This window comes from Azovibrio sp., assembly GCF_049658005.1.
In the GTDB taxonomy this organism is placed as follows: Bacteria; Pseudomonadota; Gammaproteobacteria; order Burkholderiales; family Rhodocyclaceae; genus Azovibrio.
In genome coordinates this window covers 16742-38706 of the sequence record NZ_JBASOH010000120.1, presented here as the reverse complement: position 1 = coordinate 38706, position 21965 = coordinate 16742, and the positions used below count along the sequence as shown (strand labels likewise).

21 protein-coding genes are annotated in these 21965 nt (G+C 64.6%); 9 read left to right on the top strand and 12 right to left on the bottom strand.

Annotated elements, in window-relative coordinates; all coding sequences use genetic code 11:
- Positions 1-2: 2 nt before the first annotated feature.
- Complete coding sequence (locus WBH99_RS11470; protein ID WP_424220230.1) at positions 3-1367, bottom strand: M16 family metallopeptidase; 1365 nt, start codon at positions 1365-1367, stop codon at positions 3-5.
- A gap of 120 nt (positions 1368-1487) precedes the next feature.
- Between WBH99_RS11470 and ftsY the strand changes: the two genes are divergently transcribed.
- The 4 genes from ftsY (at position 1488) to rpoH (ending at position 5219) form a co-directional block, all read left to right on the top strand.
- Positions 1488-2480, top strand: a complete 993-nt coding sequence (gene ftsY / locus WBH99_RS11465; protein WP_424220229.1) for a signal recognition particle-docking protein FtsY — start codon at positions 1488-1490, stop codon at positions 2478-2480.
- The gene (locus WBH99_RS11460; RefSeq protein WP_424220228.1) at positions 2477-3130 is read left to right on the top strand and encodes a cell division ATP-binding protein FtsE; all 654 of its coding nucleotides are present in this window, start codon (positions 2477-2479) and stop codon (positions 3128-3130) included. The genes ftsY and WBH99_RS11460 overlap by 4 nt, the downstream gene beginning before the upstream one ends.
- Complete coding sequence (gene ftsX / locus WBH99_RS11455; RefSeq protein ID WP_424220227.1) at positions 3127-4026, top strand: permease-like cell division protein FtsX; 900 nt, start codon at positions 3127-3129, stop codon at positions 4024-4026. The genes WBH99_RS11460 and ftsX overlap by 4 nt, the downstream gene beginning before the upstream one ends.
- Before the next feature lie 335 nt (positions 4027-4361).
- Positions 4362-5219: an RNA polymerase sigma factor RpoH gene (gene rpoH, locus WBH99_RS11450; RefSeq protein WP_424220226.1), complete on the top strand. Its 858-nt coding sequence runs from the start codon at positions 4362-4364 to the stop codon at positions 5217-5219.
- Between the two features lie 15 nt (positions 5220-5234).
- On the opposite strand, the gene WBH99_RS11445 is transcribed toward rpoH, so the two are convergent.
- The 6 genes from WBH99_RS11445 to WBH99_RS11420 form a co-directional block, all read right to left on the bottom strand.
- Positions 5235-5954: a pseudouridine synthase gene (locus WBH99_RS11445; protein ID WP_424220225.1), complete on the bottom strand. Its 720-nt coding sequence runs from the start codon at positions 5952-5954 to the stop codon at positions 5235-5237.
- Positions 5955-6097: 143 nt separating this feature from the next.
- Positions 6098-6448 (bottom strand): FKBP-type peptidyl-prolyl cis-trans isomerase, encoded by a 351-nt coding sequence (locus WBH99_RS11440; protein ID WP_424220224.1) that lies wholly within the window; start codon positions 6446-6448, stop codon positions 6098-6100.
- Positions 6449-6670: 222 nt separating this feature from the next.
- Complete coding sequence (locus tag WBH99_RS11435) at positions 6671-7042, bottom strand: ATP-binding protein (protein ID WP_424220223.1); 372 nt, start codon at positions 7040-7042, stop codon at positions 6671-6673.
- Positions 7043-7106: 64 nt separating this feature from the next.
- Positions 7107-7643: an isochorismatase family protein gene (locus tag WBH99_RS11430; RefSeq protein WP_424220222.1), complete on the bottom strand. Its 537-nt coding sequence runs from the start codon at positions 7641-7643 to the stop codon at positions 7107-7109.
- A gap of 88 nt (positions 7644-7731) precedes the next feature.
- A complete protein-coding gene (gene lexA, locus WBH99_RS11425; RefSeq protein WP_424220221.1) occupies positions 7732-8331 on the bottom strand; it encodes a transcriptional repressor LexA in 600 nt (199 codons plus the stop codon).
- A 173-nt stretch (positions 8332-8504) separates the two neighbouring features.
- Positions 8505-9362 (bottom strand): sulfite exporter TauE/SafE family protein, encoded by an 858-nt coding sequence (locus WBH99_RS11420; protein WP_424220220.1) that lies wholly within the window; start codon positions 9360-9362, stop codon positions 8505-8507.
- A 314-nt stretch (positions 9363-9676) separates the two neighbouring features.
- Here WBH99_RS11420 and WBH99_RS11415 point away from each other — a divergent pair, with 314 nt between their 5' ends.
- The gene (locus WBH99_RS11415) at positions 9677-11950 is read left to right on the top strand and encodes an NADP-dependent malic enzyme (protein ID WP_424220219.1); all 2274 of its coding nucleotides are present in this window, start codon (positions 9677-9679) and stop codon (positions 11948-11950) included.
- 92 nt (positions 11951-12042) lie between these two features.
- On the top strand, positions 12043-12975 hold the full coding sequence (locus WBH99_RS11410) for an exopolyphosphatase (protein ID WP_424220218.1): 933 nt from the start codon (positions 12043-12045) through the stop codon (positions 12973-12975).
- A 168-nt stretch (positions 12976-13143) separates the two neighbouring features.
- On the opposite strand, the gene WBH99_RS11405 is transcribed toward WBH99_RS11410, so the two are convergent.
- Positions 13144-14208: a DnaJ C-terminal domain-containing protein gene (locus WBH99_RS11405; protein ID WP_424220217.1), complete on the bottom strand. Its 1065-nt coding sequence runs from the start codon at positions 14206-14208 to the stop codon at positions 13144-13146.
- Positions 14209-14294: 86 nt separating this feature from the next.
- Between WBH99_RS11405 and WBH99_RS11400 the strand changes: the two genes are divergently transcribed.
- A complete protein-coding gene (locus tag WBH99_RS11400) occupies positions 14295-15311 on the top strand; it encodes an RNA methyltransferase (protein ID WP_424220216.1) in 1017 nt (338 codons plus the stop codon).
- Positions 15312-15474: 163 nt separating this feature from the next.
- Here the strand turns inward: WBH99_RS11400 and WBH99_RS11395 are convergent, their stop codons facing one another.
- From WBH99_RS11395 to WBH99_RS11385, 3 genes are all read right to left on the bottom strand, one after another.
- The gene (locus tag WBH99_RS11395) at positions 15475-16851 is read right to left on the bottom strand and encodes a DUF389 domain-containing protein (RefSeq protein ID WP_424220215.1); all 1377 of its coding nucleotides are present in this window, start codon (positions 16849-16851) and stop codon (positions 15475-15477) included.
- 424 nt (positions 16852-17275) lie between these two features.
- A complete protein-coding gene (locus WBH99_RS11390; RefSeq protein WP_424220213.1) occupies positions 17276-17584 on the bottom strand; it encodes a hypothetical protein in 309 nt (102 codons plus the stop codon).
- Between the two features lie 4 nt (positions 17585-17588).
- A complete protein-coding gene (locus WBH99_RS11385; protein ID WP_424220212.1) occupies positions 17589-18866 on the bottom strand; it encodes an MBL fold metallo-hydrolase in 1278 nt (425 codons plus the stop codon).
- Positions 18867-19017: 151 nt separating this feature from the next.
- Between WBH99_RS11385 and WBH99_RS11380 the strand changes: the two genes are divergently transcribed.
- Positions 19018-19803 carry an ABC transporter permease gene (locus WBH99_RS11380; RefSeq protein WP_424220211.1) on the top strand — a complete coding sequence of 262 codons (786 nt, stop codon included), beginning with the start codon at positions 19018-19020 and terminating at the stop codon, positions 19801-19803.
- 268 nt (positions 19804-20071) lie between these two features.
- Here the strand turns inward: WBH99_RS11380 and WBH99_RS11375 are convergent, their stop codons facing one another.
- On the bottom strand, positions 20072-20839 hold the full coding sequence (locus WBH99_RS11375) for a TerC family protein (protein WP_424220210.1): 768 nt from the start codon (positions 20837-20839) through the stop codon (positions 20072-20074).
- Between the two features lie 141 nt (positions 20840-20980).
- Here WBH99_RS11375 and corA point away from each other — a divergent pair, with 141 nt between their 5' ends.
- Positions 20981-21949 carry a magnesium/cobalt transporter CorA gene (corA, locus tag WBH99_RS11370; RefSeq protein WP_424220208.1) on the top strand — a complete coding sequence of 323 codons (969 nt, stop codon included), beginning with the start codon at positions 20981-20983 and terminating at the stop codon, positions 21947-21949.
- Positions 21950-21965: the final 16 nt, after the last annotated feature.

The window sequence follows — 21965 nt, the reverse complement described above, 5'->3', positions numbered from 1 at the left end:
CCTCAATGATGGTGCCCCGCGCCAGGGGTGGCGACCGGGGGCTTGGCGGCGGCGGGCAGGGGTTCGAGCAGGCCGACAGTGAGGCTGTCATCACCAAACCAGCGGCGGGCGGCGGCCTGGACCTGCTCCGCCGTCACGGCTTCGAGCCGGGCCTGGAGCGCGGCGATGTCCTGATGCCCCAACCCGACCGCCTCCATGGAACCGATCTCCATGGCCTGGCCAAAGACGGAATCGAGCTTGTAGATCTGGCCGGCGATGAGCTGGGCCTTGGCCCGCTTCAGCTCGGCCTCATCCACGCCCTCCCGGGCGATGCGATCCACCTCGGCGCGCAGGGCCTTTTCCAGAGCCTCGGGGCTGTGCCCCCCGGCCGGGCTGCCATAGAGGTAGAACAGGGCCGGCCCCCGCCCCAGGGCGTCGTAATCCACGCCGACGCTGGTGGCGATACGCTGCTCCCGCACCAGGCTTCTGGAAAGCCGGGCCGCGTCATGACCATCGAGGATCGCCGCCAGCATCTCCAGGGCAAAGGGCTCCACCGGGCCATCCACCCGCTCCACCCTGGGGGCTTTCCAGCCCAGCAGCAGCAGCGGCAGTTCTGCCGGCCCCTTGGTTATCAGGCGCCGGATGCCTGTTTGCTCCGGCTCGGCCCGGGGTTTGCGGACCGGCAGGGCGCGGGGCTTGAGCGGGCCGTAATGCTGGCGGGCCAGCTTGAACACCTGCTGGTGATCCACGTCGCCGCTCACCACCAAGGTGGCGTTGTTGGGCACATACCACTGGTCGTACCAGGCCCTGGCATCGGCGGCCGTCATGTTTTCCAGATCATTCATCCAGCCGATGATGGGGCGCCGGTAAGGGTGGGCCTGGAGGGCTACCGCATTGGCCTGCTCGAACAGCAGGGCCTGGGGATTGTCCTCGGTGCGCAGCCGCCGCTCCTCCATCACCACCTTGATTTCCTGGGCGAATTCCTTGGGAGCCACGTTCAGGTGGCGCATCCGGTCGGCCTCCAGGGCCATCATGTCCCCCAGCTTTTCCTTGGGAATCTGCTGGAAGTAGGCCGTGTAGTCGCGGCTGGTGAAGGCGTTGTCCTGCCCGCCGGCGGCGGCGACCCGCTTGCTGAACTCGCCCGGCCCCACCCTGGGGGTGCCCTTGAACATCATGTGTTCGAGCAGGTGGGCCACGCCGGAGGTACCATCCACCTCGTCCATGCTGCCTACCCGGTACCAGACCATGTGGGCCACCACCGGGGCGCGGTGGTCTTCCTTGACCACCACCTTCAGGCCGTTCTTCAATGTGGTTTCATAAGGATTGGCAAGGACCGGCAGCGCCAGGACCAGGCCGCTCAAAAGCAGGGCGACTCCGTGTTTTCGCATGGGAAATCAGGGCTTTCTGTTAGAATTTGCGACTCCGGCGGCATCTTAATGGCAAGTCGCCGGGCTGTCAGCCCAAGCGTGACAACTTTCCTACGACACCACCTGAAAAGACAACGTTCCATGTTCGGTTTCCTGAAGAAAAAAGGCGGCGATGCAACGACCGGATCTGCACAGGATGCGGCCACGACCGAACCCCTCGAAAAATCCCTCTCCTGGCGGGAGCGCCTGTTTGGCGGCCTGGCCAAGACCCGGGCCCAGCTGGGCGGCAAGCTCAAGTCCATCTTCTCCCGCGGCAAGGTGGACGAGGAGCTGCTGGAGGAGCTGGAAACCCTGCTGCTCACCAGCGACGTGGGCGTGGAGGCGACCCAGCACCTGCTCGATGCCCTCAAATCCCGCGCCAGGAAGGACGCGCTGGACACGCCGGAAGCAATCCAGGCCGCCCTTTCCGATGCACTGACCGAATTGCTGACGCCCCTGGAGCAGCCCCTGAAGATCGAGGGGCAACAGCCCTACATCATCATGATTGCCGGGGTGAACGGGGCCGGCAAGACCACCTCCATCGGCAAACTGGCGAAGTACTTCCAGAACCAGGGCAAGAGCGTGCTGCTGGCCGCCGGCGACACCTTCCGCGCCGCTGCCCGGGAACAACTGGTGATCTGGGGCGAACGCAACCACGTCACCGTGATCGCCCAGGACGGCGGCGACCCGGCGGCCGTGGTGTTCGATGCCATCAGCGCCGCCCGGGCCCGGGGCATCGACATCGTGCTGGCCGACACCGCCGGCCGCCTGCCCACCCAGCTGCACCTGATGGAAGAAATCGCCAAGGTGCGCCGGGTGATCCAGAAGGCCGACCCGAGCGGCCCGCACGAGGTGCTGCTGGTGCTCGATGCCAACATCGGCCAGAACGCCCTCGCCCAGGTCAAGGCCTTCGACAAGTCCATCCACATCACCGGCCTGGTGCTGACCAAGCTCGACGGCACCGCCAAGGGCGGCGTGATTGCCGCCATCGCCCGCCAGTGCCCGAAGCCGATCCGCTTCATCGGCGTCGGCGAAGGCATCGACGACCTGCGCCCCTTCGTGGCGCGGGACTTCGTGGACGCGATCTTCGCATGATCGTCTGCAGCGGCCTCACCAAGCGCTACCCCGGCGGCTACGAAGCCATCAAGAATCTCGGCTTCGAGATCGCCGGCGGCGACATGGTCTTCATCACCGGCCACTCGGGAGCCGGCAAGACCACCTTGCTGAAGTTGCTCGGCGCCATCGAACGCCCCACCTCCGGCAGCCTGATCGTCAACGGCCAGAACCTGACCGCCCTGCGCAAGGCCGCCCTGCCTTACCTGCGCCGCAACCTGGGCCTGATCTTTCAGGACCAGAAGCTGCTGTTTGACCGCAGCGCCCTGGACAACGTGCTGCTGCCCCTGGAAATCATCGGCCTGCCCCCCAGGGAAGCCCAGCGCCGGGCCCGCGCCGCCCTCGACAAGGTGGGCCTGCTGGAGCGGGAAAAGGCCAACCCCATCGCCCTTTCCGGCGGCGAACAACAGCGCCTCGCCATCGCCCGGGCCGTGGTCAACCGCCCCACCATCTTGCTCGCGGATGAACCCACCACCAACCTGGACCCGGATTCCGCCCGTCAGGTGTTCGATCTGTTTGCGGCCTTCAACCAGGTGCGGGTCACCGTCATCATCGCCACTCACGCCCCCCACGACATATCCGGCCGCAAACCCCGGCTGATCACCCTGGATCACGGCAGGATCGCCCCATGAATACCTGGCTCCGCCAACACCTGGCCGCCTTCCGCCGCGCCCTGCGCCGGCTCTGGGCCGCCCCCCTGAACACCCTGCTGTCGCTGCTGGTGATCGGCATCACCATGACGCTGCCCGCCGCCGGCTACGTCTTCCTGGACAACCTGAAAACCCTGGGCAAGAGCGCCGCCGGGGTGCAGCAGATCAGCATCTTCATGCAGACCGGCGCCAGCGCGGATGTCGTCAAGGGGGTGGAACAGCACCTGGAAGACAAGGTGCCCGGCCAATGGCATTTCGTGCCCCGGGAAACCGCCCTGAACCGCCTCAAATCCACCGAAGGCATGGCCGAGATCGTCGCCAGCCTGCCCCGGAACCCCCTGCCCGACGCCTTCATCGTCGAGCCTCGGGACGCCTCCCCGGAAACCCTGGAAGCCCTGCGGGAAAGCTTTGCCAGCCAGCCCGGCGTCGCCCACGTGCAACTGGATTCGGCCTGGATCAAGCGTTTCGACGCCTTCCTCCGGCTCGGCAAACTGGCCGTCAGCCTGCTCGCCGCCATTTTCGCCGCAGGGCTCACCGCCGTCACCTTCAACACCATCCGCCTGCAAGTGCTGGCCCAGGCCGACGAAATCCAGGTAGCCCGGCTGATCGGCGCCACCGACGCCTTCATCCGCCGCCCCTTCTACTATTCCGGAGCCCTCCAGGGCGCCCTCGGGGGGCTTGCCGCCGGTCTCATCATCAGCCTCGGCATCCGGGCTCTGGCCACGCCCGTCGCCGAACTGGCCAGCCTTTACGGCAGCGCCTTCGCGCTCCAGGGCCTCTCCCCCCAGTTCTTCGCCCTGCTCGCCGGCATCGGCGCCGGCCTCGGCTGGCTGGGCGCCCAGCTTTCAGTGAGCATGGCCCTGCACCAGATGGAGTGAGCCCCAGCCCGGCGCCTGCCGACGCCGTAAAAGCCGGCGGCGGATTTGCCCTGCTTCAGGGCTTGCTTTGCGACCCAGTTGCCGGATAATCGCTCAGGCCCTGCGGTTGCCGCGTAACGCTCCGATTGCTTGCTTTCCCGATGCCTTTCCCGATGGCTTTCCCGATGCCTTTCACATTCGGGCGCCAAGTTCCTTGCAAAAAGATAGAATCCGGCCAGAGGTGAAGCGGCTTTGATCGATTTCGAACCTCCGGATCGCAACGAACCTTTTCTCCCTTTTAGCACTCTCATGAAACGAGTGCTAAAATAATCCGTCATCAAGGAGGAAACCGAACCATGACCCAAGCCCTGGCTTTTTCCATTCCCTCGACAGTCGGCAGCATCGAGACCTACATTCAGGCCGCGAACCGGGTGCCCATGCTGTCAGAAGCAGAAGAAATCCAGCTTGCCCGTCGCTTTCATGAGGAACAAGATCTGGAGGCGGCCCGGCAACTGGTACTTTCCCATTTGCGTCTGGTGATTTCCATTGCCCGGGGTTATCTCGGCTATGGGCTGCCGCACGCGGACCTGATCCAGGAAGGCAATGTGGGCCTGATGAAGGCCGTCAAGCGTTTCGACCCGGACCGCGGCGTGCGCCTGGTGTCCTTTGCCATTCACTGGATCAAGGCCGAAATCCACGAATACATCCTGAAGAACTGGCGCATGGTGAAGGTGGCCACCACCAAGGCCCAGCGCAAGCTGTTCTTCAACCTGCGCAGTCTCAAGAACGGTTACGAAGGTGGCCACAGCCTTTCCCCCGGGCAGACCGCCGAGATTGCCGCGAAACTGGGCGTCAAGGTCGAGGAAGTCGGGGAGATGGAAACCCGCATGACCGGGCGCGACATGGCCCTGGAAAACAGCGCCGATGATGACGAGGATGCCTACGCCCCGATCGACTACCTGACGGACAGCCACTACGAACCCACCCAGGTGATCGAAGCTCGGGAATATGCCCGCCTGCAGGACGAAGGACTGCGCAGCGCCCTCGATGGCCTGGACCCCCGCAGCCGCCGCATCATCGAAGCCCGTTGGCTGGCCGGGGACGAGAGCGCCACCCTGCATGACCTGGCGGACGAGTTCCAGGTTTCTGCCGAGCGCATCCGCCAGATCGAGGTGAAGGCCCTGCAGAAGATGCGCGGCCTGCTGACGGCCTGAGCCGCTTTTCCGGCCTCAGAAGCTTTCACCCTCGCGCAGGTAACGCCAGCGGCCCGCAGGCAGGTCGCCCAGGCGCACCCGGCCCAGGCGCACCCGCTTCAGGCCCACCACGCGCAGCCCCACCTGTTCGCACATGCGGCGGATCTGGCGCTTCTTGCCTTCGCGCAGCACGAAGCGGAGCTGATCCTCGTTCTGCCACTCCACCTTCGCGGGCCGCAAGGGTTTGCCATCCAGGGAAAGCCCGTGGCGCAGCAGTTCCAGCCCCCCGGGGATCAACTGCCCCTCCACCCGCACCAGGTATTCCTTCTCCACCCCGGAATCCTCGCCGATCAACTGACGGGCAATGCGGCCATCCTGAGTCATGACCAGCAGGCCGGTGGAATCGATGTCCAGCCGGCCGGCGGGGGCCAGGCCGCGCAGCTGCCGGGGGTCGAACTCCGGATCGCCCTCCTCGCGCCACTGGTTTTCCTTGCGGATCAGCACCACTGCCGGCTCATAGCCGGGTTCCGGCTGACCGGAAACGAAGCCCACCGGCTTGTTGAGCAAAATGGTGACGAGGCGGGCCTGGCTCTTCCTGGCTTCGGCCCCCAGGGTGACCACGGCATCAGGCGCCGCCCGGGTTCCCAGTTCGGTGACCCGCACCCCATCGACGAATACCAGACCGCGTTCGATGTAGGCGTCGGCTTCGCGGCGGGAACAGAGGCCCTGCTCGGCCAGCAGTTTGGAAACGCGCACCCCGGTTGGCGCCTCGCCGCTGGCAGCGGCAACCGGTTTTGGCGCTGCCAGCGGCCGAGGCGCAGGGGAGGCCGGCCGGGACCGGGAACCGGCATCGCAGCCCGGCCCCTCTACCCGGACCCGTTTGGGTTTGTGCGCTTCGCTCACTGAATTTCCAGCAGTTCCACTTCAAACACCAGGGTGGCATTGGGAGGAATCACGCCACCGGCCCCCATGCGGCCGTAGCCCATTTCGGGAGGAATGGTCAGCTTGCGCAGACCGCCCACCTTCATGCCCTGCACGCCCACGTCCCAGCCCTGAATGACCCGGCGCCCCCCGAGAGGAAAGGCAAAGGGTTCGCCGCGGTCGAGGCTGGAGTCGAACTTGCTGCCATCGGTGAGCCAGCCCGTGTAATGCACCCAAACATGCTGGCCGGCAGTGGCCTCGGCACCTTCGCCCACGCGCAGGTCTTCAATGATCAGTTCCTTGGTATCGGCCATGTGCGGCTTCTCCATGTGCGGCTCCTTTGTGATTCGAGGATGGGTCGCCGAGCGACAAAGCCGGAAGTTTAACGGACAGGCCCCAGGGCTGGCAGTAGAAACGGCAATTGATTTTTTCTCAATCGCCCGTTTTGCCCTTCCCGCGCTGCTCTCGGGAAGCTCACCGCGCCGTGCTGACGTCAGTATCGGCTCGACATCCCGCTGCGCACCGCCCTCCGCCCCTCCGCCCCTCCGCCCTCATCCTTCAGCGGCGGACACGGCTTGTTCCGCAGGGTCGTGAGAGGGAGGATTGCCGCGCGGCAGGGAGAAGATGAAGCGCGCGCCGCCCTCGGGCCCATTCTCGGCGCGAATCCTGCCGCCATGGGCTTCGACGATGGCCTGGCAGATCGCCAGCCCGAGGCCCACTCCGGGCGTTGCGCTCTCCTTCTGGCCACGCTCGAACTTCTTGAAGATGTCTTCCTCTTTTCCCTTGGGCAGGCCGGGACCATTGTCGGCAACCCAGATATCGACGTTGGGTCCATTCACTTTTGCGCCGATTTCGATGCGGCAGCCCTTCGGGGTGTACTTCCCGGCGTTTTCAAGCAGATTGAAAAGCACGCGTTCGATCAAGACCGCATCGAGTTCGAGTTAAGGCAAAAAATTGCACCGCCCGCGCGCGAATCAACGGATGAAATCAACGGATGAAGGTTTTCAGGACCGTACGAAAAACATCGGTATTCGCCCTCTCCAGCCATTCGAACGCCACCATTTCCCGCGACACGATATCTGCCCCGTGGCTCCGCATCCGTTCGAGGGCCAATTGTTTGTCCCGTTCCTGACGGGAACCGACCCCTTCTTCCACCACGAACACCCGCCGCCCCGCCGCCAGCAAATCCAGCACGGTCTGCTGCACGCAGACATGGGTTTCAGTGCCGGTGACAATCCACTGATGGCGCTCCCCTCCGGGCGCCTTCCACAACAAACCTCCGCTCACCGCAGAAAAATGTTCCTTCTCCACCACCGCCCCGGTTTTCAGCTGGGAACGCAGGGTGGAAAGCGTGGCGCCCAGGCCTTGGGGATACTGTTCCGAAGCCAGTACCGGCACCCCCAGGGCCTGAGCGACGCCCATGAGCCACGACACATGGGCCACGACGGACCGTCCATCATGAATCGCCGGCAGCAAGCGCTCCTGGAGATCGACCAGCAGCAATACCGACTGTTTTGCACACATCCGCATCGTAGTTCTCCTGCACGCCATCCTGAGTCTGAAAAGGCGGTCCGCCGCCCGAAACATTGAAGGGCGGAATCGTTTGCACCTGTCAGTGCAAGCCGCCCCGGATCAATCCAACCGCAATGCCTTCAATGGCAAACTCATCGGAGCTGGATTTGACCTGAATGGAGGGAAAGTCCGGATTCTCGGCCATGAGTTCGATCGTGCCGGCATGACGACGGAAACGCTTGACGGTCACCTCGTCAGCCAGTCTGGCCACCACAATCTGCCCATCTCTGGCTTCACCCGTCTTGTGCACGACCAGCAGGTCGCCATCGAGAATACCGGCATCCATCATCGACAACCCTCTCACCCGCAGCAGATAATCGGCCTTGGGCGAGAAAAGCGAGGCATCGAGCGCATAGCGCGCCTGAATGTTCTCGACCGCCAGAAGCGGTGAGCCCGCGGCCACCGAACCCACCAGCGGCAGCCCCAGTTGCTCGACAAGCCGGATGCCGCGAGCAGAACCATGTTCGAGCACAATCACTCCCTTTTTCGCCAAGGCCTTCAGATGATCTTCTGCCGCATTGGGAGAAGAAAACCCGAAGGCCTGACAAATCTCCGCCCGCGTCGGGGGGGCCCCCAGCACCTCGACGGTGTTGCGGATGAACTCCATGATTTCCCGCTGACGGGGGGTGAGCTTGGTCATGACTTCCCTCACATGATTACTGTAATTTCTTACAGCAATTTACCAGAGCTCAGCCAGAAGTGCAGAAATTATTGTTCAAATGAGCCTCCTGCAAAATGCCCGGCCGGCGCGCCGCAGTCCGGCCACGTCTCGTCAGCCCGGCCGGCATGCCTGCAAGCAGGCCCCTCGGGCAGTCAGGAAGCCAGCAAGCCCCATGACATTTTCAGGGCCAGCAGCAGCAGCAGCCCGGCAAAGACCCGCCGGAGCGAATTCACCGGCAATTGATGCGCCAGCCGGGCGCCCAGAGGCGCCGTCAGCACACTCGCCGCCACCAGGCCCACCAGGGCCGGCAAATAGACGAAACCCAAGGAGAATTCCGGCAGCCCCTCGACCCGCCAGCCGTTGTAGATGTAGCCCGCCGCCCCGCCCAGGGCGATGGGAAAACCAATCGCCGCAGAGGTGCCGATCGCATGCTGCACGCGCACATTGCACCAGACCATGAAGGGGACCGACAGCACCCCGCCACCAATCGCCACCAGACAGGAAAAAGCGCCGATCCCCACGCCCACCATCCCGGTGCCGAGGACACCCGGCAGTTCCCGGCTTGGCTTGGGCTTGAAGCCGACGATCATCTGCACGGCAACATAAAAAATGAAAACGGTGAAAAGGATGGCGAGCCAGGTCGAAGGCACCCGGCTCGCCACTTCCGTCCCCAGCAAGGTCCCCAGCAGGATGCCCGGCGTGATGCGGATGACGATGGGCCACTGGACGGCCCCGAGTTGATGATGGGCCCGGACACTGGAAATCGAGGTAAACAAGATGGCGGCCATGGAGGTGCCAAGCGCCAGGTGCATCACCTCCTGGGAGGGAAACTGCTGGGCGGTAAAGAACATCACCAGCAAGGGCACCAGCACCGCACCGCCGCCAATCCCCAGCAAACCGGCAAAAAACCCCGAAAAGGCGCCCAGCGCCAGGTACAGCAGCCACCAAACCGTCATGAGAACCTCGTCCACATCATCCGCGCCAATGGAAGGCGCCGGAAAGATGGGCATCTTAGCAAGTTCCGCGCGGCAATGGCGAACGAACGGCCCCGCTCCCCTTCCCCCTGGCTTTCCCCTGGCTTTCCCCTGGCAGACCGGCATTGCCGGCGCCCGCCAGTTGCAGCAGCCCCGGAAGACAAGCAGCCCGACGGCGGGGTGAAAGCCATGCGGGCCGCCCTTGAAGCGCAGCGGCGAAAGAGGGGCGCGGAAAAAATCTTTCCGGACTGAAAATCGGACCTTTCCCGGCTTCACTTGCCGCCGGGATTGCAGTATCTTCGAGCGTTCCCCCGCCCCCTGGCCCGGGAATCCAGAACAATGAGGAAAACATGGAAAAGGATTTGCGCGAGGCCGCGCTCGAATATCACCTTCTGCCCACCCCCGGAAAAATCTCCGTCCGTCCCACCAAGGGGCTGACCAACCAGCGCGACCTGGCCCTGGCCTACTCCCCTGGCGTCGCCGCGCCCTGTGATGCCATCGTCGAAGACCCGGCCAACGCCGCCCTCTACACCTCCCGCGCCAACCTGGTGGGCGTCATCACCAATGGTACCGCCGTGCTCGGCCTGGGCAACATCGGCCCCCTGGCCGCCAAGCCGGTGATGGAAGGCAAGGGTTGTCTGTTCAAGAAGTTTGCCAATATCGATGTGTTCGACATCGAGCTCGCCGAGAACGACCCGGACAAGCTGATCGAGATCATCGCTGCCATGGAGCCCACCCTGGGCGGCATCAACCTGGAAGACATCAAGGCCCCCGAGTGCTTCTATATCGAGGAACAGCTCAAGAAGCGCATGAAGATTCCCGTCTTTCACGACGACCAGCACGGCACCGCCATCATCTCCGCCGCCGCCATGCTCAACGGCCTGAAGGTCGTGGGCAAGAAGGCTGAAGACATCAAGGTGGTCTGTTCCGGTGCCGGCGCCGCTGCCATCTCCTGCCTCAACCTGTGGTGCGATCTGGGCGTGAAGAAGGAAAACATCACCGTCTGCGACTCCAAGGGCGTGATCCGGGTCGGCCGCGACGAGAAGATGGACCCCACCAAGGCCCGTTACGCGCAAGTCACCGAAGCCAGCACCCTGGCCGAGGCCATCGTCGGCGCCGACGTGTTCCTGGGCCTCTCCACCGCCGGCGTGCTGAAGCCCGAGATGGTGGCCACCATGGCCGCCGATCCCCTGGTGTTCGCCCTGGCCAACCCGACCCCGGAAATCATGCCCGAACTGGCCCGCGCCGTGCGCCCCGACGCCATCATCGCCACCGGCCGTTCCGACTACCCGAATCAGGTCAACAACGTCCTCTGCTTTCCCTTCATCTTCCGCGGTGCCCTGGATGTGGGCGCCACCACCATCACCGAAACCATGAAGCTGGCCTGCGTCAAGGCCATCGCCGAACTGGCCGAGGCCGAGGTGGCCGACGAAGTGGCCCTGGCCTTTGCCGGCACGCCGCTGGAATTCGGCCGGGACTACCTGATTCCCAAGCCCTTCGACCCCCGCCTGATCGTCAAGATCGCCCCGGCGGTAGCCCAGGCCGCCATGGATTCCGGCGTCGCCGCCCGGCCCATCACCGACATGGCCGCCTACAAGCAGCGCCTCTCGGAATTCATCTACCAGACCGGCGCCGGCATGCGCAGCATCTTCCAGGCCGCCCGGCAGCTGCCCACCAAGCGGGTGATCTATGCCGAGGGCGAGGACGAGCGGGTCCTGCGCGCCGTGCAGGTGGTGCTGGAAGAGCGGCTTGCCCAGCCCATCCTGGTGGGCCGTCCCCAGGTGATCGAAATGCGCCTGCAGAAGGCCAACCTGAAAATGCGCCCCGGCGTCGATTTTGAAATCGTCAATCCTGAAGCCGACGAACGCTACCGGGAATGCTGGACCACCTATCACCAGCTGATGAAGCGCCACGGCGTCACCATCGACATCGCCAAGATGCGCGTGCGCTCCGATGCCACCACCATCGGTGCCCTGCTCCTGAAGCTCGGTTATGCCGACGGCCTGATCTGCGGCATCTCCGGCCGCTTTGCCCATCACCTGCGCCAGGTGGAAGAAATCATCGGCAAGGCCCCCGGCCACAACACCCTGGCCGCCATGAACCACCTGCTCCTGCCCGGCCGCGCCCTGTTCATCTGCGACACCCACGTCAATGAGGACCCCGACGCCCGGCAGCTGGCGGAGATCACCCTGATGGCGGCCGGGAACGTGCGCCGCTTCGGCATCACCCCGAAGGTGGCGCTGCTCTCCCACTCCAACTTCGGCACCTCCCAGTCCGCCTCGGCGCAAAAGCTGCGCGAGGCCCTGGCCCTGGTGCGGGCCCAGGCCCCCGACCTGGAAGTGGATGGCGAAATGCATGGGGACAGCGCCCTCTCCGAAGAGCTGCGCCAGTCTTGCGACCCGGATTCGCCGCTCAAGGGGGAGGCCAACGTGCTGGTGATGCCCAATCTCGATGCCGCCAATATCTCCTACAACCTCCTCAAGATGACCGGCGGCGACGGCGTCACCATCGGCCCCATCCTGATGGGCGCCGCCCTGCCCGTGCATGTGCTCACCTCCTCGGCCTCCGTGCGCCGGGTGGTGAACCTGACCGCCCTGGTCGTTACCGAAGAAATCGCCCGCTAAGACCACCAGGACCGCCCAGCCCGCCAGGACCGCGCCCAACAAGGCGCGGTCCTGTGCTTTAATAGCCCCCACTAATGTTCGGAGGATGCTCCATGAGCCAAGAAAAATTCCGCCTGGTGACCCGCAGCGACTTTGATGGCCTGGTCTGCGCCGTGCTGCTGAACGAGCTCGACCTGATCGACGACATCAAGTTCGTGCACCCCAAGGACATGCAGGACGGCAAGATCGACATCACCCCGCGCGACATCACCACCAACCTGCCCTATGTGGCCGCCGCCCATCTGGTGTTTGATCACCATCTCTCGGAAACCCTGCGCAACCCCGGCGAACACCAGAATCACATCATCGACCCCGATGCCCCTTCCGCCGCCCGGGTGGTCTATGACTACTACGGCGGCAAGGCCCGCTTCCCGGACATCTCCGACGACATGATGGCCGCCGTGGACAAGGCCGACAGCGCCCAGTACAGCCGGGATGAGGTGCTCGACCCCAAGGGCTGGGTGCTGCTCAACTACCTGATGGACGCCCGCACCGGCCTGGGCCGCTTCCGGGAATTCCGCATCAGCAACTACGCCCTGATGATGGACCTGATCCAGTACTGCAAGAACCACACGATCGACGAAATCCTGGCCCTGCCGGACGTCAGGGAGCGGGTGGAGCTCTATTTCGACCACGCCGAAAAGGCGAAGGCGCAGCTCCTGCGCTGCACCACCGTGCACCAGAACCTGGCCGTGCTCGACCTGCGCAACGAAGACCCGATCTACGCCACCAACCGCTTCATGATCTACGCCCTGTTTCCAGAGACCAACATCTCGATCCATGTGATGTGGGGCCTGCAAAAACAGAACACCGTGTTCGCCACCGGCAAGTCCATCCTCGACCGCTCCAGCAAGACCAATGTGGGCGAACTGATGCTGAAGTATGGCGGCGGCGGGCACCAGGCCGCCGGCACCTGCCAGGTCGCCAACGATCAGGCCGAAAGCACCCTGAAGGAACTGATCGCCCAGATCAACGCCGACGGCTGAACCCCCTCGGCCCGCGCGCCCCAGGAAGCCGGCCTCGATCCGGTTTCCTGGGGCCGGATTCATTGAGGCGGTTTCCTCGATCCGGCTTCCTTGATCCGGTTTCCTTGATCCGGCTTCCTTGAACCGGTTTCCTTGGGGCGGCTTCCTTGAACCGGCCTTTCCGTGGCCTCAATCCGGCGCACGGGCCGCGAGGCGGTCCTGCCAGTCCCGCAGATTCGGCGCGTGCAAGGCCAGATTGGCTTCGATCCGGGCCTGTAGCTGCCGCAGCAGGGCTTGCTCATCCGCCCCCAGGTGCAAAGGGAATTCCGGCACCAGCTCGATCAACAGATCGCCACCCCCCTTGCCGCCTTTGCCAGGAAAGCCCTCGCCCTTGAGGCGATAGGCAAGCCCGTGTGCCGGATAAGGCTTCAGCTTCAGGGGCCGCTGGCCGGCCAGCAAGGGAATCGTCACGCTGCCGCCCGCCATCAGCACCAGGATGCTCACCGGCACCCGGCAATGCAGGTCGCGCCCGACCAGGGTGAACAGGTCATGGGGGCGCAAGGCCACCTCCAGATACAGGTCGCCCGCCGCGTGCGTCGCACTGGCCCGCTGCCCCTGACCGGCCAGACGGACCCGCTCACCCGGCAACAGGCCGGGTGGAATCCGCACCTCCAGATTGCGCTGGGCCTCCACCCGGCCACTCCCCTCGCATGCGCTGCACTCCGCCTTGCGCACGAAGCCCTTGCCGGCACAGGCGCCACATTCTTCCGTCCCCTCCGGGGTCCGTATCCGGCCGATGCCCTGACAGCTCCGGCAGGCGCGGGAATGGGCGTAAGTGACGCGGCCCGTACCGGCGCAGTGCTCGCAATCCCTGGCCGTCGTCAGGGTCACCAGGGTGGTGCACCCCAGCGCCGCTTCTTCCAGGCTCAGACTCACGGTCTGGACCAGGTCCTCGTTACGGGGCCGATCTGGTGCGGCCTCCGGCGCTGGCGACGGAGCGGCTTCATGCTCAGGCTCAGGCTCAGGCTCAGAAGCAGGCGCCTGATGCCCGTGGGCTTTCATCCAGGCGGCCAGGCGCTCCGGGTCGAGGATCAATTCGTAGGCCGCCTTGATGCGCTTGAAGCGGGCTTCGGCCTCGTGGGACGGATTGCGGTCCGGATGCCAGCGCATGGCCAGACGCCGGTAAGCCCGTTTGGCTTCCGCCGCAGAGGCGCCATGGCTCAGGTCAAGAACTTTATAGGGGTTTTCAATCACGATGAATACAGGGACTCGCTGCCACAAGCACCCGACAAGATAGCAGGATTCATCTATTTCCACGACGGTGCTAGCATTCGCCCCCCATGCGCATCGAACACATCCGCCAGATCCTGCACGAACAGGGCGCCAAGACCGGCCACACCGAACGCGTGCTGCGCGCCTGGCTGCAGGCCCGCCCCCTGGAAGCCGGCCCCCGCCACCAGCCGGCGGAAAACTTCCTGCCCCTGCAAGTCCGCCGGACCCTGCCCGAACTCAGCCGGCAACTGCAGGGGCTGGCCCGGATTCAGGCCGAACACCCGGGGCAGGATGGCTCGGCCCGGCTACTGCTCAAACTGGCGGACGGCCAGAGCGTGGAAAGCGTCCTGCTGCCCAGGGACGGGCTCTGCATTTCCACCCAGCTCGGCTGCGCCGTGGGCTGTACCTTCTGCATGACCGGGCAGGCCGGCCTGCTGCGCCAGCTGGGCAGCGCCGAAATCGTCGCCCAGGTGGTGCTGGCCCGCACCCGGCGCCCGGTGAAACGGGTGGTATTCATGGGCATGGGCGAACCGGCCCACAATCTGGACAACGTGCTCGAAGCCATCCATCTGCTCGGCACCGCCGGCGGCATCGGCCACAAGAATCTGGTATTTTCCAGCGTCGGCGATCCCCGCATTTTCGAGCGCCTGCCGCGGGAAACCGTCAAACCCGCCCTGGCCCTCTCCTTGCACAGCACTCAGCCCGGGCGGCGACGGGAACTCCTGCCGCGCGCCCCGCTCCTCAGCCCCGAGGAACTGGTGGAGCAAGGTGAAACCTACGCCCGCCAGACCGGCTACCCGATCCAGTACCAATGGACCCTGCTGGCCGGGGTGAATGACACCGAAGCGGAGCTGGAAGGCATCGTCAGACTGCTGAAGGGCAAATACGCCATGCTCAACTTCATTCCCTACAACGCCAATGAAGGACTGGGCTATCACCGCCCCGCCGGTGAAGCCGTGGCCGAACTGACCCGCCGCCTGAACCGCCAGGGCATCCTCACCCGCATCCGCAACTCCGCCGGACAGGACGTGGAAGGCGGCTGCGGCCAGTTGCGCGCCCGGGCCCTGGCCCAGGGCCTCTGCTGATTTCCGGCGATTCATCCCGGCGCCTCTCGCTGCCAGCAGCATGCGGCAAACCCCCGGCAACCCCTGGCAAAACCCCCGGATTGCCTGTCGCCCGGAACCGCCTTGCCATCTGGCTGAGGCTTCCCCTTGCCGGGGCGGGCAGGAGCCCGGCATCGGCGAGCCCTCAGCGGCGCCTGGCCCTGGGGGGAGGCTTGACCTGCGGTATCTCCTCATTGATGACCAGCTCCACCGCTTGTCCGGGATAGCGCGCCTCCAGCCAGGCCTGAAGACGGGTGCGATCCTGAGTCGAAATGGGCTGATCGACCACCATCACCACAATGATCGACGGCTCGGGAGCCTCGGCATGGCGCAGAGCCTTGCTGCCGCTCCCGACCGTGATCCGCAGCGCTTCCGGGTACTGGGCGCCAATTTCCCTGATCAGATGCTGATGATCCTCCTGGCCGGCCTTGAGCGACTTGATTTCAGCCTCCAGGCGTCCCCGGGCGGCGATGCTGTCCTGCAGTTCCTTCAAGGTATTGCTGAACACCTGCTGCTGCAGTTCCTGCTTTAGCTGGGTGACATCGAACTTCTCGGCCCCGACATAGCGAACGGTGACGACCACATCGTCATAGCCTCTGGCGGCAAACTGGCGTTCGACCGTCTGGCGGATCTCCTCGATCTGTCCATCGCCCCCGACGGTCAACATGACGCGCCGTGGAGCGAATGAAATTTCCCGACCGAGCAGAACATAGCGGCTGTCTTTGTCGATGCCCTGGAAGATGCTCAGGGCCGTTTGCTCGAACACCTTCTGGCCGACCAGATCGTAGGCCAGAAAAGCACTCGGAACGGCGGTGGCAGTCACGATGAAGGCGATGATCAGGCGAGTGCGCCGGCGGGTCACGGCGTCGATTTCGCCATGCTCGGGCAGTCGCAGCAGTTTCACGACGAGCAGACTGGCAAAGGCGATGAAGACGCTGTTGATGGCAAACAGGTAGAACGCGCCGCCAAAATAGCGCCAGTTGCCGCAGGCAATACCGAAGCCGGCGGTACACAGCGGGGGCATCAGGGCTGTTGCGATGGCAACACCCGGCACGACATTCGAACTGTAGCGCCGGGTTGCGCCGATCATGCCGACGGCACCGCCAAAGAAGGCAATCAGCACGTCCCACAGCGTGGGGTTGGTGCGGGACAGCAGTTCCGGCTGGGCGTGGGTCAGCGGAGTCAGCAGGAAGTAGAGCGTGGCGGTCGACAGGCTGATTGCGACAAAAATGCCCAGGTTGCGCAGCGACAGGCGGATCAGCCCCATGTCCTTGACGCCGGCTCCGTAGCCGATGCCGACGATGGGCCCCATCAGCGGTGAAATCAGCATGGCGCCGATGATCACCGCCGTCGAATTGACGTTGAGACCGATCGAGGCGATCAGGATCGCAAAAAACAGCTCCCACAAGTTGGCCCCGCCGACCGACACACCCTTGCGAATGGTTTCGTCGATCATTTCCGGGGCATCCTGGTCGTGGCCAAGATGGAAGATTCGGAAGAAGGGGTACCAGACTTTTTTCATGGGCATCCGGATTTTCCGGTGGGCGAAAGCCGTTGCAATAACGGCCCGGTCATTTCAATCTCCGGATTTTCCGGTGGGCGCCCCCGGTTCAGGGGCATCGGCATCGGCATCGAAATATCCCGATGGGTCGGCTGCCGGAGCCGTTCCCACGCCGCCAGGGAAATGGCCCGATGCTGGCGAGTTCGCGCTGCGGGCTCATACCGGAGCGCATTTTACTGCCAGCCGCCGCCGCGGGTGCCTCTTTCTTGATTGCAACAAGATCAGGCAGTCGCATGATGCCTGCCTGGCGGGGGGGGGGATTTCATGCCCCAGGTTCATGCCCCAGGTTGCGGTCGCGTTGTCGTGTACAGCGCCCATCACTGATCACTGTACAGCACCCGTCATGGGCGAGCCCGGAAGGCCGGCCCCCCTGCCTGGCCGCGCCTTACCAGGCCCGGGCGCCGAAGCGGTAATCCCGCCCCCCGGTCTTGGGAGAAGTCCCCTCCAGCGGCGCCGCGAGGGGCTCGGGCGCGGGGGGTGTCTGTACTTCGGGAGGAAAAAGCAGGTCGCGCAGGCGCAGCACCAGTACCAGCAATTCCTCATCCTCGGCGAGGTCCTCGATCTCGGCCAGACGCTGACGGGCATACTCCGGTTCCCGGGTCAGCTTTTCCAGGTCGACTTGCTGATTGAGCAGGCGGCGCACCTGCAATTTGAAGCGGGACAACAGGCGGGGCAGTTCGTAAGGGTCAGCCATGTTTCTATCCTCCAGAAGCAATCGCTGGACTCTCTTCCGCAAAAAACATGCCAAATGCCTTCCCATTCACTTTCAATGGGATAGCCAATACCCCTCCCGAGATGTCTGACTTTTCTGGTGCGCGGGGCGGGCCACCGGGCCCAGGCTTGGTGCGTTGCAGCAATCCGGCCCATCGGGGCGAGTCGCTCGGCAGGGGAATCCGGCGGCTTTCCCCGTGCTTGAGCAGCCAGAAGTCCTTTGCCGCGATGCCCTGTTGCTGCAAGGCCCGGGCCAGGTCGCGGGGAGGATCGTCGAAGGCTTCCTGGGTCAGCTCGAAGGTGCCCCAGTGCACGCCCAGGGCCTGGCGGGCCTCGACCTCCCGGAAGATGCGCACCGCTTCTTCCGGGTCGATGTGCTGGGGCCGCATGAAGTCCCGCGGCTGATAGGCGCCCACCGGCACCATGAGAAAATCCACCGGCCCCAGGCGCGCGCGGATTTCCTGGAAATCGCGGGAATAGCCGGTATCGCCGGTGTAGAGGAACTGCCAGGGCCGGCCCGCCGCAGCGGCTTGCCAGGCCACCATGAAGCCGCCCCAGAGGCTGGCATTGGTATCAAAAAGCGTGCGCTTGCTCCAGTGCCGGGCCGGGGTGAAGGTCAATTGCAGCGGCCCGATGCGCCGCGCCTCCCACCAGTCCAGTTCTTCCACCGTGCCGATGCCGGCCGCCTCGAACCAGGCTTTGAGGCCGAGGGGCACCAACCAGCGGGGTGGATTGGGGCGGGCTGCCAGTTGCCGCACGGTGGTTTCGTCCAGGTGATCGTAGTGATTGTGGGAGATCAGCACCAGATCGATGGGCGGCAGTTGCGCCACCGTCAGGGGCGGCGGCACCCGGCGCGGCGCGGCGAGGAAGGAGACGGGCCCGGCAAAGTCGCTCAAGTGAGGGTCGAGGAGAATATTGAGACCGCCCACCTGTAACAGGGCGCCGGCATGGCCGAGCCAGGTGATGACGGGGGCGGCGTGGCGCTCGCCGATGGCGGCGAAATCGACCGGCGCGGACCATTGGGCGGCAAAGGCCGCGTAGCCTCCCGCGGGCGGGTGCCGGGGGCGAAAGTCGCGGCGGACAAAGCGCCAGAGCATCTCGTACCAGGGCATCCTGCCGCCTTGCACCACCGGGTCGGTATTGGCAAAGCCCTGGGGCCGGTGGTGGGCCTTGCCGGCATCGTAATGGGGATTGAAAGGCTTGCAGCCCCCCTGGATCAGACCGAGGGCAAGGGCGAAAAACAGAGCCGGAAAACGCAGTTTCACCACCGCCCCCCTGAAAATGAAGAGTGCCGATGGTACCGGGCCCGCAGCCGGGATTCCAGCGTTCCCGGAAAAAGCGCCCGCCCCGACGGGATTTGCGCCGCCCCGGCCCCGGAAGGCTACAATCCACGCTCTTTCCTGGTCGGGTCTTCCCATGTCCGCTGCTGCCTCCCCCCTTTCGCTTCTCACTGGCTGGCTGCCCGTCTGGCGCCGCAACTTCCTGGTCTGGAAGAAGCTGGCCCTGCCCGCCATTCTCGGCAACCTGGCCGACCCCATGATCTACCTGCTCGGCCTCGGCTATGGCCTGGGCAAGCTGCTGCCTTCCCTGGACGGGGGACAGCCCTATGTGGCCTTTCTGGCCAGCGGCATCATCTGCTCTTCGACCATGAACGCCGCCACCTTCGAGGCGCTCTACTCGGCCTTTTCCCGCATGCATGTCCAGAAAACCTGGGAAGCCATCCTCAACACCCCCCTGGGCATGAACGACCTGCTGCTCGGGGAACTGGCCTGGGCCGCGAGCAAAGCCCTGCTTTCGGGTGCCGCGATCCTGCTGGTGGTGAGCGCCATGGGCCTGACTCAGGGCGGTCTGGTGCTGCTGGCCCTGCCCGCCATCCTCCTCACCGGCCTCGCCTTTGCCGCCCTGGGCCTGATCTGCAACGCCCTGGCGCCCTCCTATGATTTCTTCATGTACTACTTCACCTTGTTCATCACCCCGATGACCCTGATTTCCGGGGTGTTCTTTCCCACCGATCAGCTCCCCGGCTGGCTCGCCACCATCGGCGGCTGGCTGCCCCTGGCCCAGGGCGTGGCCCTGGTGCGTCCCCTGCTCGATGGCCAGGTGCCAGACGGCATCCCGACCCATGTCGGCGCCCTGCTGGGCCTGACGGCAGTGTCCTATTGCATCGCCCTCGGCCTTACCCGGCGGCGGCTGATGAAGTAGGCGGGCGGCGATATTCCGGTATTTCTCGTGGAGATTTGCCCCAGTCATGGGCGGCCGGGCTGAGCCTGGCGTGGCGAGGCGCCGGGCCGGCCAGGCGTGAGGCCGATGGGCAGCAGGAGAAGGCCGTGACCTGGCCCGTTACTCGGCCCGTTACTCGGCCCGTTACCTGGCCCGTTACCTGGCCCGTTACCTGGCCCGTTACCCGGCCCGTTACCCGGCTCGTTACCCGCCGACGGGGCCGGCAACGGCGCCGGGCCGGGTGTGCGGCTCAGGCCTCCTCGCCCCGGGGGGTTTCTGCGGCGACATAAGGCTCGTGCAGCGCCACCGGTTTGAGGGCTTTCTTGCGCAGGCGGATGTTGAGCATTTCCACGATGACAGAGAAGGCCATGGCCGAGTAGATGTAACCCTTGGGCACATGGTGGCCGAAGCCGTCGGCAATCAGCACCACGCCCACCACCATCAGGAAGGACAGGGCCAGCATCTTCACCGTGGGGTGTTCGGAAACGAAGGCGGCGATGGGGCCGGAGGCCGCCATCATCAGGGCCACGGATGCCACCACCGCGGCCATCATCACCGGCAGGTTATTGACCATGCCGATCGCGGTGATGATGGAGTCCAGGGAGAACACCAGGTCGATGACGAGGATCTGCACGATGACCGCCATGAAATTGGCCGGCACCGCCGCAGAAGCCTCACCCTCCGCTCCTTCGAGCAACTGGTGGATTTCCCCGGTGCTCTTCCAGACCAGGAACAGGCCGCCGGCGATCAGGATCAGGTCGCGCCAGGAGATGCCGTGGCCAAAGAGTTCAAAGAGGGGGGTGGTCAGGCCCGCCAGCCAGGAGAGGACGGCGAGCAGGGCGAGGCGCAGGAACATCGCCAGGAACAGCCCCAGCTTGCGGGCGAAGTTGCGCCTTTGCGGCGGCAGCTTGTCGACCAGGATGGAAATGAAGATGATGTTGTCGATCCCCAGCACCAGCTCCAGGGCGGTGAGCGTGAGAAAGGCAACGATGAGTTCCGGGGTGAACAGGAGTTCCATGAAGGGTAGCCGCGTAAGAGAGGCGGGTAGCTTATGGGCTGGGCGCCCCGGCTTCAACCTCATATTTGTGACAATGCTTTTCCGGCCGGGGATTCTTCTTTGCCGCGTTAAAATTGCCGCTGACGTTTACGGGATATTTACATGCTGATCAATTGCTCGGTTTACCAGCACGGCACCAAACTGCTCGACATTCCGGTGGCGGCCATCAGCGATCATGTAGCCCGCCCCGACTGTTTCGTCTGGGTGGCGCTGCGCGATGCCACGCCGGAAGAATTGCTGCAAATGCAAGAAGAATTCGATCTGCCGCCCCTGGCGGTGGAGGACGCCCTCCACGGCCACCAGCGCCCCAAGCTGGAGGAGTACCGGGATACCCTGTTTGCCGTCATGCACCTGCTGGAGCCGGGCGAGGAGGACTATGAACTGGGCGAGGTCAATGTCTTTGTCGGGCAGAACTACATCCTCACGGTACGCAACCGCAGCCGGCAGGCTTTCCTCGGGGTGCGGGCCCGCTGCGAACGGGAGCCGCAGTTGTTGCAACTCGGGTCGGGTTTTGTCTTCTATGCCTTGATGGATGCCGTGGTGGACCGCTATTTTCCCCTGATCGACAGCCTGGAAACGGAGCTGGAAACGGTCGAGGAACGCATTTTCGCCAAGGGGGCCCAACCCCGGGACAATATCGAGCAGTTGTATAGCATCAAACACCGGATCATGATCCTGAAGCATGCGGTGTCCCCCTTGATGGAGGTGGCCGGCAAACTGCACGGCGGCCGGGTACCGCCCCTCTGCATTTCCTGCCAGGATTATTTCCGCGATGTGCACGACCATCTGATCCGCATCAACAGCGCCCTGGATAATCTGCGCGACACCGTCGGCATGGCCATCCAGGCGAGTCTTTCGCTGGTCACCATCGAGGATGGCGAAGTGACCAAGCGCCTTGCGGCCTGGGCCAGCATCTTTGCCACCGCCACGGCTTTTGCCGGCATCTGGGGCATGAACTTCAAGCACATGCCGGAACTGGAGTGGCCCTGGGGCTATCCGGCCGCCCTGGGCCTGATCGCCAGCACCTGCGGCCTGCTCCACTACCGCTTCCGGAAATCCGGCTGGCTGTGAGGGTTTTTTCTTGGGG

Bases quoted from the DNA above. Each gene is read 5' to 3' on its own strand.
- WBH99_RS11410 (WP_424220218.1), top strand. From the start codon at position 12,043: ATGAGCCAAGAAAAATTCCGCCTGGTGACCCGCAGCGACTTTGATGGC.
- rpoH (WP_424220226.1), top strand. From the start codon at position 4,362: ATGACCCAAGCCCTGGCTTTTTCCATTCCCTCGACAGTCGGCAGCATC.
- WBH99_RS11415 (WP_424220219.1), top strand. From the start codon at position 9,677: ATGGAAAAGGATTTGCGCGAGGCCGCGCTCGAATATCACCTTCTGCCC.
- WBH99_RS11470 (WP_424220230.1), bottom strand. From the start codon at position 1,367: ATGCGAAAACACGGAGTCGCCCTGCTTTTGAGCGGCCTGGTCCTGGCG.
- WBH99_RS11390 (WP_424220213.1), bottom strand. From the start codon at position 17,584: ATGGCTGACCCTTACGAACTGCCCCGCCTGTTGTCCCGCTTCAAATTG.
- ftsY (WP_424220229.1), top strand. From the start codon at position 1,488: ATGTTCGGTTTCCTGAAGAAAAAAGGCGGCGATGCAACGACCGGATCT.
- corA (WP_424220208.1), top strand. From the start codon at position 20,981: ATGCTGATCAATTGCTCGGTTTACCAGCACGGCACCAAACTGCTCGAC.
- WBH99_RS11460 (WP_424220228.1), top strand. From the start codon at position 2,477: ATGATCGTCTGCAGCGGCCTCACCAAGCGCTACCCCGGCGGCTACGAA.
- WBH99_RS11380 (WP_424220211.1), top strand. From the start codon at position 19,018: ATGTCCGCTGCTGCCTCCCCCCTTTCGCTTCTCACTGGCTGGCTGCCC.
- WBH99_RS11395 (WP_424220215.1), bottom strand. From the start codon at position 16,851: ATGAAAAAAGTCTGGTACCCCTTCTTCCGAATCTTCCATCTTGGCCAC.
- WBH99_RS11430 (WP_424220222.1), bottom strand. From the start codon at position 7,643: ATGTGTGCAAAACAGTCGGTATTGCTGCTGGTCGATCTCCAGGAGCGC.
- WBH99_RS11440 (WP_424220224.1), bottom strand. From the start codon at position 6,448: ATGGAGAAGCCGCACATGGCCGATACCAAGGAACTGATCATTGAAGAC.
- lexA (WP_424220221.1), bottom strand. From the start codon at position 8,331: ATGACCAAGCTCACCCCCCGTCAGCGGGAAATCATGGAGTTCATCCGC.
- WBH99_RS11420 (WP_424220220.1), bottom strand. From the start codon at position 9,362: ATGCCCATCTTTCCGGCGCCTTCCATTGGCGCGGATGATGTGGACGAG.
- WBH99_RS11400 (WP_424220216.1), top strand. From the start codon at position 14,295: ATGCGCATCGAACACATCCGCCAGATCCTGCACGAACAGGGCGCCAAG.
- WBH99_RS11375 (WP_424220210.1), bottom strand. From the start codon at position 20,839: ATGGAACTCCTGTTCACCCCGGAACTCATCGTTGCCTTTCTCACGCTC.
- ftsX (WP_424220227.1), top strand. From the start codon at position 3,127: ATGAATACCTGGCTCCGCCAACACCTGGCCGCCTTCCGCCGCGCCCTG.